Origin of the sequence: Pseudomonas sp. 2957 (genome assembly GCF_031456345.1) — a bacterium.
Classification (GTDB): domain Bacteria; phylum Pseudomonadota; class Gammaproteobacteria; order Pseudomonadales; family Pseudomonadaceae; genus Aquipseudomonas; species Aquipseudomonas siliginis.
In genome coordinates, this window is record NZ_JAVDUL010000005.1 from 208,902 (window position 1) to 225,200 (window position 16,299).

The 16,299-nt window shown below is 56.5% G+C and carries 11 protein-coding genes; 3 read left to right on the plus strand and 8 right to left on the minus strand.

Annotation, left to right across the window (positions count from 1 at the left end; genetic code table 11):
* Positions 1-28: 28 nt before the first annotated feature.
* The 6 genes from J2Y39_RS19220 to orn all read right to left on the minus strand — a co-directional run bounded on the left by J2Y39_RS19220 (position 29) and on the right by orn (position 11,347).
* Complete coding sequence (locus tag J2Y39_RS19220) at positions 29-4,771, minus strand: RHS repeat-associated core domain-containing protein (protein ID WP_310219210.1); 4,743 nt, start codon at positions 4,769-4,771, stop codon at positions 29-31.
* 81 nt (positions 4,772-4,852) lie between these two features.
* Entirely contained in the window at positions 4,853-5,839 is a 987-nt protein-coding gene (locus tag J2Y39_RS19225; protein WP_236168137.1) for a hypothetical protein, read from the minus strand.
* Between the two features lie 341 nt (positions 5,840-6,180).
* Complete coding sequence (locus J2Y39_RS19230) at positions 6,181-8,700, minus strand: hypothetical protein (protein WP_236168138.1); 2,520 nt, start codon at positions 8,698-8,700, stop codon at positions 6,181-6,183.
* 184 nt (positions 8,701-8,884) lie between these two features.
* On the minus strand, positions 8,885-9,910 hold the full coding sequence (locus J2Y39_RS19235; RefSeq protein WP_236168139.1) for a hypothetical protein: 1,026 nt from the start codon (positions 9,908-9,910) through the stop codon (positions 8,885-8,887).
* A 177-nt stretch (positions 9,911-10,087) separates the two neighbouring features.
* Complete coding sequence (locus J2Y39_RS19240) at positions 10,088-10,702, minus strand: trimeric intracellular cation channel family protein (RefSeq protein WP_177342722.1); 615 nt, start codon at positions 10,700-10,702, stop codon at positions 10,088-10,090.
* A gap of 102 nt (positions 10,703-10,804) precedes the next feature.
* Positions 10,805-11,347, minus strand: a complete 543-nt coding sequence (gene orn, locus J2Y39_RS19245; RefSeq protein WP_016771957.1) for an oligoribonuclease — start codon at positions 11,345-11,347, stop codon at positions 10,805-10,807.
* 107 nt (positions 11,348-11,454) lie between these two features.
* Here orn and rsgA point away from each other — a divergent pair, with 107 nt between their 5' ends.
* The 3 genes from rsgA (at position 11,455) to J2Y39_RS19260 (ending at position 14,243) form a co-directional block, all read left to right on the plus strand.
* Positions 11,455-12,486, plus strand: a complete 1,032-nt coding sequence (rsgA, locus tag J2Y39_RS19250) for a small ribosomal subunit biogenesis GTPase RsgA (RefSeq protein ID WP_024011360.1) — start codon at positions 11,455-11,457, stop codon at positions 12,484-12,486.
* A 312-nt stretch (positions 12,487-12,798) separates the two neighbouring features.
* Entirely contained in the window at positions 12,799-13,758 is a 960-nt protein-coding gene (locus tag J2Y39_RS19255) for a caspase family protein (protein WP_310219213.1), read from the plus strand.
* Complete coding sequence (locus J2Y39_RS19260; protein ID WP_041480739.1) at positions 13,758-14,243, plus strand: toll/interleukin-1 receptor domain-containing protein; 486 nt, start codon at positions 13,758-13,760, stop codon at positions 14,241-14,243. The genes J2Y39_RS19255 and J2Y39_RS19260 overlap by 1 nt, the downstream gene beginning before the upstream one ends.
* A 59-nt stretch (positions 14,244-14,302) precedes the next feature.
* On the opposite strand, the gene motB is transcribed toward J2Y39_RS19260, so the two are convergent.
* Positions 14,303-15,349 (minus strand): flagellar motor protein MotB, encoded by a 1,047-nt coding sequence (gene motB / locus J2Y39_RS19265; RefSeq protein ID WP_041480740.1) that lies wholly within the window; start codon positions 15,347-15,349, stop codon positions 14,303-14,305.
* 3 nt (positions 15,350-15,352) lie between these two features.
* Positions 15,353-16,204, minus strand: coding sequence for a flagellar motor stator protein MotA (gene motA, locus J2Y39_RS19270; RefSeq protein WP_024011357.1), 852 nt, complete (start codon positions 16,202-16,204; stop codon positions 15,353-15,355).
* Positions 16,205-16,299 lie beyond the last annotated feature (95 nt).

A 16,299-nucleotide genomic window follows, 5' to 3' on the forward strand; every position in this document is an offset into this window, starting at 1 on the left:
CTTGTATCGTTTCGTTGCGTGCTCCGACTTACTTTTTTTCCTTTAAATGACCACCCAGCTGGTTGATGACCGCGATCCGCTCCTTGGCGTTTTCGGTCATATATATTCGGTCTCCTTGCGACAGATAAAGATGCATCGGCTTTGATGCTGAGCCGGATGGACCATGCATGGGCGTGTATTTGGCATGAATCAGCGCTGCAGAAGACGTCGGGGAGTTACCCGCCTCAATGTGCTGCATGAAAGTTTCGGCCTTTTCAAGCAAGCCGGTAAGGCCCTCTTTCTCAAGGATGTTCTTTTTGGGGTCGACCCTGACGAGTGACCATGGTTTCTCGGCCTCTTCCTGAACGGCCGCGCTGGCCTTCGCCTTCGCCTTGGCCGCCGCCTTGTTTCCCTTACCCTTGATCATGCCTCGGGCCATCTCTTGACCCGCTGCTTTGGAGCCTTTACTACTCAGGCCCTGCTTGAAGGCGCCAGCCAGTTTCCTGCCAGCATTGATGCCCGCTTTGGCACCAGCTGCCAGCCCTGCCCCCACCGAAGCCAGCCCAAGACCAAAACTGATCCAGCCCAATATCTCGCCCGCTTGAGAACCCGGTGCGAGTTCATTGACCACCTCGCTGGCAATACCCGCCAGGCCTGAAGCAACCGCCAGCCCCAATGCCGCCACTGCCCATGGCGTCGCCGCGCCCATCGTCACCACGCTGGCAACAATTCCGAGAAAACTGAGGCCGATGCCCAGGATCGATTGCCAGGAGATATGCCCGGTAGGGTCGACACGATTGACAGGGTCGCCCAGGCAATAACTGTAGGCATTCAATCCGCCCGCGCCAAATGGACTCATGCTGTCGGGGGCGAGAAAGCGCATCAGTGTCGGACTATAAGCCCTGTAACCGTTGCCCAGCAGATACAGCCCGGTAACCGGATCCAGCTGTTCGCCGTTGAACCCTGCCACGCTGAACAATCCACCTTCGGCGGGACGATGCCCATAAGGGCTGTAGGCGCAATCGGTGAGCTGCTCCTTGCCCAGCGTTGCCAGCACACTTTGCTGCTGATCGGTGGCGTATAGCTGCGCGTCGGGGTTCAACCCCGATTGCTGTTGCCCCACGAGCGCTCCACCGTGACGCACAACACTGGTTGAACTTTCACCACTCACCTCGTTGGCAACCCGGCCTGCGTAGTAGTAACGCTGCACAATTGCTTTTTCGGCTTGCGACAGCTCCACCAGATCGTCGAAACCGTCGTAATGGTAGCCACGAATCACTGATCCCCCTGCGCTGGACAACTGCTCGAGACGTCCGAACGCGTCATAGGCCAGCGTTCGCGCCTGGTCGTCCTTGATCATCCTGCCGTTGGCGTCGTATTCCAGCGTCACTGCCGAGGGATAGTCGACGTGGGAATGTTTGACGGCGCTGAGCTGTGCAGGATCAGGATTGTCGTAACTGAAGGTGGTCAGATTCACCCCCAGCGGGAACTTCGTCTGCACGGTGAGGATGTTATCCAATGCATCGAAGGTGAATGTCTGGCGGATAATTTCCTTGCCATACGGATCGCGCGGCTTTTGCGTGCCGGCACAGTCGTACTGGATCAAGCGCCCGCGCACATCGTAGGTGAACTGTTCATCACGTAACACTTGAGTGCCACGTCTGGACACTTTCTGCGCCAGCTTGCCAGCCAGCGTGTAAGTCGATTCCAGGGTCTGGTCTGGCTGCCCCTGAATCTCGAATGTTCGGCGGGTTTCACGCCCGATATCGTCATAGGCAAACCGGGTGAGCATTTGACGCTTGATTGACGTTTCTTCGGTTTTCGTCCAGTCCAGCATCCCCGTCTGCGCGTCGTAGTGGAATTCGGTTTTAAGCGAGCCTTGAGAGGTGGATAGCAGGCGGCCGTGCTTATCGTATTCGGATGTGCTTTCGACTCCGAGCACATCGACATGGGCGATCGGTCGCCCCTGCAGGGACCAGGTACTGGAGGTTGCTTTGGTGATAGCGCCGAGGGTCGTCGTTTCGGTTTTCACACGCCCGGAGGGGTGATAGGCGAAATTGCGCTCTCTGCCGTTTTCGGTACAGGTCAAGGGATTGCCACTGAGGGGGTCATACGTCATGGTCGTGACCAGATCCCCTGCCTTGCGCTCAGTCAGCAGGCCGCCCAGTTCCCGCAAATAAGTGAATTCGGTTTTTTTGCCATCAGCACTCCTGTACCACTGCGGCTGGGTGAAGCCCGCTTCATAACCTGCCTCGGACTTACGTCCGCCAACGGTACTTCGGATCAAGCGACCCAGACCGTCATAAGTTTGCTGCCCCAACACTTTGTCAGCGACCTTGATGTTGATCGGCAGACCTTCATCACTGTGCCCGGCGTAGTCGGTCACGACCGCAGTGGCGTCGGGCAGGACACTGCGGGTTATCCGGTCAAAAACGTCGTACTCATATCGGCTGGTATTGCCGACAGGGCCTGTCTGACTGGTTGTGCGCCCGTAGCCGTCATAGGTGTACACGGTTTTGCCGAGACTTTTGTTCTTCAGATTGAAGCTCTCGACACTCAGCGGTTTACCGAAATCATTGACGAGGGTGATCGTCTTGCCCATCCCCTGGAGCCAATGGGTCTGCCGGCGAAGAACCGGGTCCGCCTCGCTGTGTTCGATACGTCCATCATCGTGCAGCGTCTTGCTGACCTGGCCCCAGGAATCGAATTCGTAGCCGGTGCTGACCGGATAAGGCTTGCCATCACGCCAATCAGTCAGCGTCACTTTCACCTTGTGGCCGACCGAATCATGCAGCGCAGAATAAAGCGTGCGTGTCTGAATCAGACCGTCCTTGTCGGGATGGTCGCAGTCCTTTTCATGAACGGTGATCACCCGTTCCATCCCGTCATAAGTCACTTTTTGCTCGCCGCCAGCAGGATCCGTGGTCACCATTGTCGCCGGATGCTGTTTGCTGGCAGCCAGATAGGTCCACCGGGTAACGGCCGCATATGGGGTGCCGCCAGCAACCGTTTTGCCCACTGCCCGACCGATTGCGTCGTACTCATGCTCGATGTGCTCGCCATCGACACCGACTTCAGAGACCTGTAATCCGGTCAGCGTCGACAGCACTTTCTCACTGGTCTGCAGCGTGCCGTCAAATCCGCGCGTGCTGGACCTGACTCGCAAACTGTCACCCTCAAGCTCATAGGAAAATTCGATAGCGGTTTTTTTTTCATTCAGGATGACACTCTGCTCTTTCGTGGCTCCATGCTTGAGTGGATCCTCGGGCGTATTCAAATAACTGCGTGCGGTTTTCGAACGCAATACCTCAACGCCTTCCAACACTTCACAAAAACGCTCCTCGACCGGTAACACGGATGCCAGTTCCGCACCGTCCAGCGCCGGATGCAGCGCGTAGTCGTAGTAGGTGACTGTCGAAGCACCATCGGATGCGGCAGCAGTCACCGTCCTTTTTTTCGGGAATCTGGAAAAGCCCAGCGGATCCTCTGGGCAGTTATCTCCACCACTGGCCGGATAAAATTCCGTGGTCGTCGTCACCCCTGTGGGCTCGACCTGCTTGAGCAAGTTACCTTCGTCATCGAACTCCGTGACGGTGGTTTCCACACGCTGCTGTTGAGTACGCCGATCGAGGTACGTCACCGTGTGGACTTTAGGCATGCGGAACTGAGCCACCTGCTCACTGAATGGCTTGGTAACGGAACAGTGATATTCCGTGGTGGTGGCGATCTGGGCGTCACCGCAGGTTGTAACCTCAGCCACCAACAGATGGAATTTGTTGTAGGTGCGTTTGATGCGGGTATGTACTTTGCCGCTGACCAGCAAGTGCTCGTCCGAGGTGTAGACGTAGTGGCCGGGCGCCAGATAGAGAGGATCCAGGTCACTATCCTTGGCAGGAAGGAGGCCCTGCCCAAGGAAGTTATGGTCGGAGTACGTGTAAGTCTTGCACAGTCGGGGCTGGCTGCGCCCAGGGTAGACATCGTGAGCAATCACAAACGGCAGTGTCCGTTCCACACCGCTGATGAAGCTGTGGCCGTGCCGCTTGTAGCGAATGATTTCGACCCCGCGCAGCGGATTGACGATGCGATGAACATAGCTGGCCCCGGCGATGACTTCATACTCAAGGTCCCAACCCTTACCAACCGGCAGCTCGATGGCCGTCACTCGAGAGTTCTTCAAGATCAGCTTGTAGTTGGAACTGGAAGTAGTGTCGGGATGCCGGGACAGCGTCACCTGACCTGCCGCGCGGGTGATTTTCAACAGGCAGCGCTTGGCATCACGGACTTCGGCCAATCGGGGAAACTGGTTGAACAACTCATGCTTCAGGGTAATGCTCACACCGTTCGCCGCTATTATTTTTTCCGCGACGGCGACCTGAGTGCCGGCCAGGACTTTGAGCAGTTCACGCCGGCCATCCTTGTATCGAACTTCATAGCGCCCTGCTCCAGCGACTGACACTTTCGCCGTTTGCAGTTTCATTTCCTTGAACTTAAGGCCGGTAGGCGTCTCGACAGCCTTGTAGCGCTCACCGTTGGACAAGGTCATCACGTTGCTGCGCAAGTCATAATTGGTCAGTGTCAAAGACCAGCCAACGCCGAAACCACTATCCGCCTGATTGAGCGGATTAAAGCCCACTGAAAGCGCAAGCTCCGGACCATTGAGATCCGCCGAGTGCAACTTGCCAAGCGAAAATGCGCAGGTGTACATGCCCGTGCGCGGATCAACGCCCCCGGAAACAAATTCACCGAAGTTGAAAGCGTTGGAGTGAACAGCGGAAGATGAATTACTTTCCATAGAAAAATATCCTTTATTCCAGGTGCAAATTTAAACAGGTCAAGCTGGCCAACGAAAATTCGCTGAATCACGCAAATGAAATCAGGCAAATTGTTTTGTTGACCGTTTCGACTCATCCAGAATAAAAGTTCGCTGTTCTGTATCACCTTTGATAGCAAGCCAGTGCTCCGTACCGAACTCATCAATCACGGCGAATTCGAACGCACCTCTCGTCGCCGGCTTCTCCTCCGCCTGTAGAGTCGTGCGCTGCACCAGCGTCAATACACCAGACACATCGTTAATCGGGAAAGTAATAAAACCAAGAGGCGTATTGACCGAAGCCGATCGCCCATAGATTGGCGCCAGATAGCCATAAAAACTCCTGCCGCCACCACTGTAGTGGTTTATCGTGCCTGACGAGTACACCATTACCGCGTCCTCAGCATCATACGGATTAAGTCTTATATCGGTGCTATACCAGTCAAGAATGTTGATCTGGCGACCGTCAGCGTGAAGCCCGAGATGAAAATACTGAATGCGCTCCTCGTACACTCTTTCGCTGAAAGTACCGTACTTATAAAGAGAGAAACTGTTCTGATTGTATTTTTTCGGAGGAATCGCCTCCAGCGTAACACTGCTGTCGAAACCAACCCCATTACTTCGCAATACCACGCCATTCAAGGAGATCTCGGCAGCCACTTCCATAATTCCAGGTCGGGAAGCCGAGACCCAGAACTGGAAAATCTGTACCGGATCTGCGGCGTTGCTTATCTGGTTGTCACTGACCCGAGGGAGTTCTGTCAGGCGCGTTGCACCACCCGACATTTCGTGAGCGTAACGATTTTCCTGAATCGAAACACTCCAGTCTCCCTCCAGAGGCCGAGCACCGTTGTAGGCAATCAGCCGCAATGACGGCAATGCAGGATGTCCATGCAGCGATACCCCGTCGCCATTGTTATCGATACCGTGCAGAAGCACCAATACACGCACCTGCATGCGACCGTTGGCATAAAGCACTTTGTGCTGGCCATGATTTGTGGCGTCGAGCTTTACCTCGATACGGGAAATACCAACTTGCTCATCAAACATCTGATAACACCTCAGCCGATTAATATATTTCGCCCTTCAAGGGCTCGGCAAAGTATTAACGTCGAATTTAAATATAAACAGCCGCAACATTTGACATTTTGTGAAAAAGCAAACTTTCAACATCATCTTTAATAATTCACACAGATGCTAATAACTTCAAAAAATGCGATCTGCATGTTACGAGATTCAACACTAAGCCTTTCGCCCCTATGATTCTGGCCCACGAAGGCCTGTTACCCCTTCCGAATTCAATCAACCCGAACCGGAAGGGGAGTCAGCGAGTAGCTTATGTTTGCCAAATCATGTTGGCAGCGTGATCGATCCGTTACTTTCGACAACACTCAGTCGCTATCTGGACCTGTCGAAAATCCGCTCTCCGATGACTCACTATCGGAATCAACGTCTGAAACTGTTTCTTCCGTTTGGATTTCCACTTTCCGGTCCATACTGGAATTTTCAAGATATTGATTAATCCGCCGCATCGACTCGTCACTCAGCGGATTGTTCAATAAACCAACATATAGATCTTGAGTATCCGGAATATCGAACAAATCGCCCCCTACGTCTGAGATATTATTATCCTGTAACGCCACGACCCGAAGATCTCCCAGCCTGTCTATGCCGGAGGGTAGGCTGGAGAGATTGGCGTTATATAGCATCAACTCGGTTAAACCTGTCATGAAGCCTACATGCGGAGCAACTGTCAGAGGGTTGTTGGCCAGATTCAACAAAGTGAGCGTCTCGATCCTGGACACACCTTCAGCCGTCGCTTCAGATAATTCAAGCGAGCAATCGTCCAGCACCAGTTGACGCAACTGGCGCATTTGGAATATCCCTGACGGGAAGTCCTCCATTTTTATGCCAGTGACCATCAAATATTGAACATTGGGAAAACTGTCAAAAAAAGCGCCGATGCGTGCGCCTGGTGTTTCTACAGTCAATATCAACTCTGTTACATAGTCGAACCTGGCGGATAATCTTGGTAACTCACCAGTAAAATCGACATGATGGGAAAAATGATAGTCACCGTAACCCCATCTCGAAACCGACTTGCGTCGCCAGATATCTTGCAGTTTTGCGCTAAATTGCTCGCGAGCCGGGCGCTGTTCTGCGATCTGCATTGCGTCCTGCGAAGAGTCCGCTTGGGTCGATAATCCTTCCGCACTCCAGATCGCCAATTCATTGCGCAATATTGCGAGGTCTGTCTCCAGGCGCGCTAAAACTGTGGACGGCTCAGATCCCAGGCGCTCGGAAACGAACGCGGCCAACTCCTTGTCATCAAGTTGCGGATAGAGGCTACGGACACGTTCCACAACGGATCCTGTCAACATCGGGTTGACATCGCCGCCGCCTCGCAGCCCCGCTTGCGCGTATTGGGCGCTGGCCGGAACAGCCGTTACCTGCACCGGTGCCAGTCCCAACAATTCGCTCACGCGTTGGCGCGACGGCAATGGCTGTGCGCGTACCAGTTGCCGCAGAGCCGCACCACCGCCCTGCGCTACACCGAGCAACTGGCGCTGCCCGGGCAGTAAAAGGCGCCAGACGGCGGCATACAGATCCATCCGATCCTGGGGGGACGCGATGCCGCTGCGTTGGATAACGTAGCCTTCATGCTGACGAATCAATATGTGCCGCACTGGCGATCGAGCATCGCCAATAGCACTCAATGACTCACCCTCTGACGCTTGCAGACGAATCTCGATACGAATCTGTCGCGGCCACTGATCAAGCTGCCCGAGCATCTGCAAAGCCAGTTGGTCAGTGTCCAGGCTGGCTACCGCATCCAGATAGATTCCTTCGCACGCCCTGGCGAGACGCACCTCGCGTAGCGCCACCAGCGTTTTTTCTGCCATGTGCCTCGGCATTCCCGGCCGCAGGCGCAAATGCCTGTGGTCGGCGGCACTGGCTTCTCGCCACAACGCCTGAGCAATCGTCTTGGGCAGATGAGGAAAAATCCGTCGCATCTGCAACGTATTGTCATCGCAATCGAGTTCGAACGCCCGCTCGCTCTGCTCAAAGAGCAAAGCGCGGGACTGTTCGATAACGCGCTCGCTCAGATCAGTTGCCTGTAGCGTTAACAAAGCCTGCAGTTGTGAATCGGCTTGCGCACGCACGGTCGGATCGGAATGTTGCACTTGGGTGATGAACTGACGGATCTTTTGATCGAGGGCGAAGCGCCTCGCAGTGTCCTGCAGCAATGCCAGCGAAGCGGGATGAATGTCGGACCTGTGCGCCATCATCGCGTCGACGCCGCTCACGGCAAATATGCGTTGGGTCATCAGTGGAGGGAAATCCTTTATTGAATACTCCGTGCCGGGAAGCTCTGTCGTGCGATTTCGTCCGGTAAAGACAGTTGCAACTGGATTGGCCGACTCAGGATCATCCAGCGGATGCCACAAATGGCCCTCGCTGTCAGGCCTCAACAGCGGACCGGAAGGATGCAGTTCTCTGGCATGTGTGGCGCGAAACAGGCCGCTCTCGGGGTCTCGGACCACTTGTACGATGTGATTGTCAGCGACGGCAACATACTGACGCTGCTTCATGATTGCGATGCCCCATGCATCGGTCTCGTCGAGACGCTCTTGCGTGGGTATCCAGTAGTTCTCCAGCGAATTCCTTGCGGACACACTTGCGAACTCGTCGATCGTGGAATATTTCGGCCTCGTGCTCACACTGATGACAGGCATCACTGCAAGCGAATCTGAAGAAGATAGCGAAGGCAAGGGTCCCTGATGATGTGCAACAGTCGAATGCGGCATTGTCGAAGACGGGTTCAGAGCCCGGGGCAGGCCATCCCCGCTGGACTCGATGGGTCTGGTTGGGGCAGATACAGGTTTGATTTTCGGCGGTTTGCCAGTCATGAATGCTCATCCTTGAGGAGTGGTGACGCTGGCCACACATCGCTGCGGGCCAGCGCAAGACATCAGATAAAGCACTTTCGTGCATATGCCTGATCATCGAACATGGCAGCTTATCTGCAGCCGCGATGCCAAACGCATATACAGCTACTACATCCCAAGACATTGCATCAATGGATGATGAAACTCAGCCTCGCTGAAGAGACAAATTGCGCTCATAAAAACTCACGCGAATCGCCAACTTATGCCCGGTACCATATTCATCGATAGCGATAAAGTAGAGGACACTTCCATATTTTTGCGCACCGGTATTTTCCGAGTATTCGGATAACGCCTGCACAATAGTGAGTTCTCCGTCGCTTTGCGTATTTACTTTGTAATGCTTGTGATTCCATGTTTGCGCATCGCCGGTGAAAGCATATACAAACGGATCACCCCTATCAGGCAAGGTGACGGTCACACTGGTTTTTTCGGGACGGACGAAAATGCACTTCATATAATTGGTTTTGATTTCGTTAAGCCTGTTCCCGCCCGCAAAATCGAGGTTTTCGCCCTCTTCAGCCCCCTCGACCATCCAATCGACCAGGCGGATTTGCTTCCCGTCCGGGTACAGCCCCAGATGGTACTTCCAGATACGATTACCAGGCGACTCATTACCAATCCTGTTCTGATACAACTGGAAGACTCCATATGTCGCAGGCTTTTCAGCCTCCAGAGTCACGCTGCTGTAATGAACACTGACAGAGGTGGTTCCGTTGCTCAAAATCCTCTCCCCGTTGAGAGACAGGCGCGCACCGACCTCAGTCGTTCCGGCACTCGACGAGGAAACCCAGAACGTACGCACCTGTGGATGTACGCTGTCATTCTCAAGATCATCATCGTGCCTGTCCAAGGCATCCGGTGCAGGCCGTGCCTCACGCGTAAACCGGCCTTGGACTGCGCTCGCGACCCAACCATCGCGCAAGGTCTTGCCGGTCGCGTAATGAATAAGCTGGATGCTTTCCATTACATCTTCCGGTACATGCACAGCGTTGCCGTCGGCGTCTACTCCGGCAACCAGCACCTGAACTTTGACTTGCATCCGGCCATTAGCAAAAAGTGCCCTGCTTTGAGTGTTATCACTGGCGTCAAACTTGACCTTCAGACTGGACAACCCCACAAGAACGGGCGAAGTGTTTTGTTGATTACCTGTAGCATCCATGCTTTCACTCATAATACAGCTCCTCTGTGAGAATATAACTTGATAGTGACATCGAAAACATGTCAGCAAAAAAAGTTACATACCCACCGAGAAAATATCAAAGTGAAAAGTGTAAGAAATATGCGCGCACCAGCCGCCGGCAACTCATACGCCTTTAAACCAGCCTCCAATACACCAACGCAAGAATGATCAATGTTCGTCGTTATAGACGAACTTCGGCATTTCCCAATGGAAACGGATGGCCAGCAGACGTAACAGAAACCCGCCAAACAAAGTGATCAGGATGGCTTGTTCGCCCGGCACATTTATATAAAGACAAAACATGTAGCACCATGCCGCAGCGAATGAAACACTGGCATAAAGTTCGCGGCGAAATATCAGCGGAATGTCATTGCAGAAAATGTCGCGCAGGATGCCGCCGAACACACCGGTGATGACGCCGCTGACCGAGGCCACCAGCATGCCGTGGCCCATTTCCAGCGCTGTCATGCAACCGATCAAGGTAAATGCCACCAGCCCCACCGCGTCGAGCACCAGAAACAGCGAGCGCAGGTGACGCATCCAGCGTGCGGCAAACACCGTAAACATCGCCGCCACCGAGGTCAGCACCAGATATTCCGGGTGTTTGACCCAAGTCAGCGGGTAGTGCCCGAGCAACACGTCGCGCACCGAACCGCCACCGAGCGCGGTGATGCAGGCGATCAGCACCACGCCGAACCAGTCCATGCCTCGTCGTCCGGCGGACAGCGCGCCAGTCATGGCTTCGGCGGTAATGGCGATCAGATATAGCATCAGCAACATGATGGCAGTCCAGGCAGGAAGGCGCGCAGTCTAGCCATTTCGGCCCCGCACCAGAAGAGGGCGCGCCTCTCGCGAGCAGGCTCGCGAAGGCGGAAAGCCGCTCCCTCAGAACTTGATGAAGTGCTTGCGGTAATGCTGCAGCTCGGCGATCGATTCGCGGATGTCATCCAAAGCCAGGTGGGTGCTGCCCTTCTTGAAGCTGTCGCGCACATCCGGAGCCCAGCGCGCGGCCAGTTCCTTGAGCGTGGAGACGTCGAGGTTGCGATAGTGGAAGTAGCTTTCCAGCGCCTTCATGTGGGTATAAAGGAAGCGACGATCCTGGCAGATGCTATTGCCGCAGATCGGCGACTTGCCCTTCGGCACCCACTTTTCCAGAAAGGCGATGGTCTCAGCTTCTGCCTCAGCCATGCTGATGCGGCTGTCGCGCACACGCTGGGTCAGACCGGAGTTGCCGTGGGTGCGGGTATTCCACTCGTCCATGCGCGCGAGCACTTCGTCGCTATGGTGGATGGCAATCACCGGACCTTCAGCCAATGTGTTCAGCTCACTATCGGTAACGATAGTGGCCATTTCGATGATGACATCGTTGTCCGGGTCCAGACCGGTCATTTCCAGGTCGATCCAGATCAGGTTCTGCGGATTTTGCATATTCGGGCTCCTAGGCAATGCTGCGCAGTTTAGCCTAGGCCGGTGGCCGGGCGTGCTAAACTCGCGGCCGTTTTACCTAATCGCTGCATTCTTCAGACGGAACACCCATGGCCAAACGCCAACTCAATCGTCGTCAAAACTGGCGCATCGAAAAGATCCAGGGCGAGCGCGCCGCACGCGCCGCCAAACGCGAGTCCTCGGCGGTCGAAGCCCTCGAAGGCGGCGACCTTGGCCCAGAGCAACACGGCCTGGTGATCGCCCACTTCGGCGTGCAGGTCGAAGTCGAAGCCGTCGACGGCGAACTCGCCGGTCAAGTGTTCCGTTGCCACTTGCGCGCCAACCTGCCAGCGCTGGTCACTGGCGACAAAGTGGTCTGGCGCGCCGGCAACCAAGGCATTGGCGTGATCGTCGCGCAACTGCCGCGCAGCACCGAACTGTGCCGCCCCGACAGTCGTGGCCAGCTCAAGCCGGTTGCCGCCAACGTCGACATGATCGTCATCGTTTTCGCGCCGCTGCCCGAGCCTCACGCCAACCTGATCGACCGCTATCTGGTCGCCGCCGAACATGCCGGTATCCGCCCGCTTCTGCTGCTGAACAAATTCGACCTGATCGACGAGCAGAACGCCCCGGCGCTGAACGCGTTGCTGGCGGTGTACCGCACGCTGGGTTATCCGGTGCTGGAAGTCTCGGCTCACCACGGCGATGGCATGGAACAGCTGCAAAAGCAGCTCGACGGGCGCATCAGCGTGTTCGTAGGCCAGTCCGGCGTCGGCAAGTCGTCGCTGGTCAACAGCCTGCTGCCGGAAGTCGAAACCCGCGTCGGGCCGTTGTCGGAATTGTCCGGTCAGGGCACGCACACCACCACCACCGCGCGCCTGTTCCACTTCCCTGGCGGCGGCGAACTGATCGACTCCCCGGGCATCCGTGAATTCGGTCTGGGCCACGTCAGCCGCGCCGATGTCGAAGCCGGTTTCATCGAGTTCGATGACCTGCTCGGCACTTGCCGTTTCCGCGACTGCAAGCACGACCGCGAACCGGGTTGCGCGCTGCTCAAGGCGCTCGAAGATGGCCGCATCCAGCAGCAACGGATGAACAGCTATCGCTCGATCATCGCCAGCCTGCCCGAAAACGGTTATTAAACAGTCGCGCCGGCAGCCCTGTGCCATGGGTTGCCGGCTGTCGGACTGCATCTGACTCACCTCTCTCCTCTTAAACGTCAGCCTCTTCTGTAGGCACTTGCGCGACTGCTTGCAGGACCTTTCTGTTTTGCCGCGCAGACCTTGTAGGCCTGAGCCAGCGGCCTACATTCCTTTCCTCCTTCGCTCACAGCGACCTTCGAGGAAAGCCATGCCAACCTGTGTTTTATTCATCCGCCATTCGTCTCGCTACATCCACGCGTGCAGTGCCCACAGCATCGTCGGCGCGATCCGCCTGCACACGGTGGGGTGACCATGCGCAAGGCACTGTTCATCGGCATCAACGATTACACGCATATCGGCGGCCTGAGCGGCTGTTGCAACGACGCCATGGCCATGGCTTCGGTGCTGAAAACCAATGCCAACGGCGACCCCAACTTCAAGAATGTCGTGTTGACGTCCGCCGAGGATTATTTGAGCCGGCAAAAACTCGAAGATCAGATCCGCGAGTTGTTTTCCGGTGACTGCAACGTCGCCCTGCTGTATTTCGCCGGCCATGGCGGTTTCGACGCCGACACTGACGAAGGCATGCTGATACCCCAGGACTACCGCAACGCCAAGGACGGCATCCGCATCAGCGACATCCTCAACTGGGCGGACAAGGCCACGCGGATCAAAAACAAAGTGATTATCCTCGACTGCTGCGAAAGCGGTTCGGCCGGCGAAGTGCGCGCCTTGCGCAGCGAGAGCAGCATGGTCAGCGAGGGTATGACGATCCTCACCGCCTGCAAAAAAACCGAGCCGGCGCTGGAGGGCGCGCAGCACGGCGTGTTCACCGGCTTGCTCCTGCAAGCGTTGCACGGCGGCGCGGCGAATATCCTCGGCAAAATCACCCCCGGCAGTCTGTATTCCTTTGTCGACAACGCCCTCGGCGCCTGGGAACAGCGTCCGGTGTTCAAGACCAATGTGTCGCAGTTCATTTCCCTGCGCGAAGTCTCGCCGCTGATCCCCAAGGAGATCCTGCGCAAATTGCCCGACTGGTTTGCCGAAGCCGAATCGGTCTACCCGCTCGACCCCAGCCATGAGCCCACCGAAAAGGAGTTCGTGCCTGAGCACGGCGAGGTCTTCGCCCAGTTGCAGAAGTGCAACCGCCACAGCCTGATCGAGCCGGTCGACGCCGAGCACATGTACTACGCCGCCCTCAACTCCACCGGCTGCCGCCTGACGGCACTCGGCGCCTATTACCGCGAACTCGCCCTCAAAGGACATTTCTGATGCCTGTCTTCATCAGCTACCGCCACATGGATCGCGCCCATGCGATCGCCATCAACACCCGCCTGACCCAGGCGAAGATCAGGACTTACCTCGACGTACTGGATCCGGAATCGCAGACCACCGACGACATCACCGGAGTCATTACCCGCAACATCACCGAGTGCACGCATCTGCTGGCGGTGGTGTCGGAGACAACTGCACTGTCGTGGTGGGTGCCGTTCGAAATTGGCGAGGCGACGATCAGCAATCGGCGGATCTGTACGTTCAAGACCGGACCTGCGCAACTGCCGATCTATCTGGACAAATGGCCGAAGCTGAGCACGGCCAGCGATCTGGATTTCTTTATCGATGCGTATCGGGATGAGGTGTCGAACAAGCGGTCGATGGCGCTGGATTCGATCAGCGAATCGGTCAAAGGGGCTTACAAGCGCGATGCAGAGATGTTTCATGAACAGCTGAAGAACCGGATTCGTCGGGGATTCTGAGACTGTGCCGGCCTGTGATAGCCACAAAAAAGCCGACATCACTGTCGGCTTTTTTTCACTTACTGCTTCGGCGCAGGCGCAGGCGCCGCCCCACCCGGCTCAGCCGGTTTCGGCGCCGCATCGTCAAACAGATTCAACCGCTCGCGCAGCTCGTGAGCCGGCACCGGCTGTTTGTCCGCCGGCAACGCATTCGGATCAACCGGGGCTGCCGGAGCAGCACCGTTCTGCCCCTGATCCGCCGGTTTCGCTGCCTCAGGCCCCTGCGCACCTTCGATGGCGGCCTGGGCTTTCTTGGTCAGTACGACGATGTCGATCCGGCGGTTGACCGGGTTGAACGGATTTTCCCGGTCGAACAACGCCGACGAGGCATAACCGACCACCCGCGCCACCTGCGCATCCGGATAGCTGCCCGCGACCAGGGCACGGCGAGCCGCATTGGCGCGGTTGGCCGAGAGCTCCCAGTTGCCGTAGTCGCCAGTGCCAATGTACGGCTTGGCGTCGGTGTGGCCGCTGATGCTGATCTTGTTCGGCACCGCTTTGATGGTGTCGGCCATGGCCAGCAGGATGTCCTCGAAGTACGGTTTCAGGCGTGCGGAACCGGAGTCGAACATCGGCCGATTCTCGGCGTCCATGATCTGGATGCGCAAGCCGTTCGGGGTGATTTCGAAGAGGATCTGATCCTTGAACTTCTGCAGTTGCGGGTTCTCGTCGACCTTGTTCTGCAGTTCTTGCAACAGCAGCTCGAGACGCTCCTTCTCGACTTGCTCGGCCATGCCTTCAACCTGATCGGTGTCGACCGTGACCTTGTCCGGTTGCGGCTGCGACTTCACTTCCGGGTTGAGGGTGTTTTCCGGCGCCAGGGTCGGCGTGCCACCCAAGTCGATGATGTACGGCGTGCCGCTTTCGGAGAAGCCGACCGGGTCCTTGAAATAACCGGCGATGGCGATCTTCTGTTCCGGCGTAGCGGTGGACAGCAGCCACAGCACGAGGAAGAACGCCATCATCGCCGTGGCAAAGTCGGCGAAGGCGATTTTCCACGCCCCGCCGTGGTGCCCGGCGGCAATGCGCTTGACGCGCTTGACGATGATCGGCTGATTATTTTCCATGACTTAGCGACCGCGAACCGCTTGTTCCAGCTCGGCGAAGCTTGGACGGTGCGCCGGGTACAGAACCTTGCGCCCGAACTCGACCGCCAGCGACGGCGGCATGCCGGACGCCGAAGCCACCAGCGAGGCCTTGATGGCTTCGTAGACGTTGAGCTCTTCCTTGGCATCGTGGGCCAGGGAATGCGCCAGCGGACCGAAGAAACCGTATGCCGCGAGAATACCGAAGAAGGTACCGACCAGTGCCGCACCCACGTGCAGACCGATCGACGCCTGGTCGCCCTCGCCCAGCGAGGCCATGGTCACCACGATACCGAGTACCGCCGCAACGATACCGAAACCGGGCATGCCGTCGGCGATGCCGTTGACTGCGTGCGATGGGTGCTCGAGGTCTTCCTTGAGGCTGTACAGTTCCATGTCGAACAGGCCCTCCAGTTCGTGCGGAGCCATGTTGCCGGAGGACATGATGCGTAGGTAATCGCAGACGAACGCGGTCATGCGTTCATCCTTGAGCACCGCCGGGTACTTGGCGAAGATCGGGCTCGCGGCGGCATCTTCGATGTCGCCTTCGATCGCCATCATGCCTTCACGGCGGCTCTTGTTGAGGATTTCGTAGATCAGCCCGAGCACTTCCAGGTAGAAGGTGTGGGTGAAGCGCGAACCGAACATGCTCAGGGATTTCTTGAGCACGTGCATCGTCATGTAACCGGGGTTGGCCTGGAGAAATGCGCCGAGGGCCGCACCGCCGATGATCATCACCTCGAAGGGCTGGATCAGAGCGGCAATCTTGCCGTGGGAGAGCACGTATCCGCCGAGCACGCTCGCGAATACGACGATGATGCCGATAATTTTAGCCATAGGTAGAAGGTACTTGTTTAAGTCGGGTTCAAGGTCATATTCGGAAGTTAAAAAATCTCTTCTTCTACTTATCGGCAAAACTGCGCCAGACTATA

What these genes read in the sequence shown, in the direction of transcription:
- J2Y39_RS19235 (WP_236168139.1), bottom strand. Translation starts at nt 9,910, where the DNA reads ATGAGTGAAAGCATGGATGCTACAGGTAATCAACAAAACACTTCGCCC.
- motB (WP_041480740.1), bottom strand. Translation starts at nt 15,349, where the DNA reads ATGGAAAATAATCAGCCGATCATCGTCAAGCGCGTCAAGCGCATTGCC.
- orn (WP_016771957.1), bottom strand. Translation starts at nt 11,347, where the DNA reads ATGCAAAATCCGCAGAACCTGATCTGGATCGACCTGGAAATGACCGGT.
- J2Y39_RS19220 (WP_310219210.1), bottom strand. Translation starts at nt 4,771, where the DNA reads ATGGAAAGTAATTCATCTTCCGCTGTTCACTCCAACGCTTTCAACTTC.
- motA (WP_024011357.1), bottom strand. Translation starts at nt 16,204, where the DNA reads ATGGCTAAAATTATCGGCATCATCGTCGTATTCGCGAGCGTGCTCGGC.
- J2Y39_RS19255 (WP_310219213.1), top strand. Translation starts at nt 12,799, where the DNA reads ATGCGCAAGGCACTGTTCATCGGCATCAACGATTACACGCATATCGGC.
- J2Y39_RS19225 (WP_236168137.1), bottom strand. Translation starts at nt 5,839, where the DNA reads ATGTTTGATGAGCAAGTTGGTATTTCCCGTATCGAGGTAAAGCTCGAC.
- J2Y39_RS19260 (WP_041480739.1), top strand. Translation starts at nt 13,758, where the DNA reads ATGCCTGTCTTCATCAGCTACCGCCACATGGATCGCGCCCATGCGATC.
- J2Y39_RS19230 (WP_236168138.1), bottom strand. Translation starts at nt 8,700, where the DNA reads ATGACTGGCAAACCGCCGAAAATCAAACCTGTATCTGCCCCAACCAGA.
- rsgA (WP_024011360.1), top strand. Translation starts at nt 11,455, where the DNA reads ATGGCCAAACGCCAACTCAATCGTCGTCAAAACTGGCGCATCGAAAAG.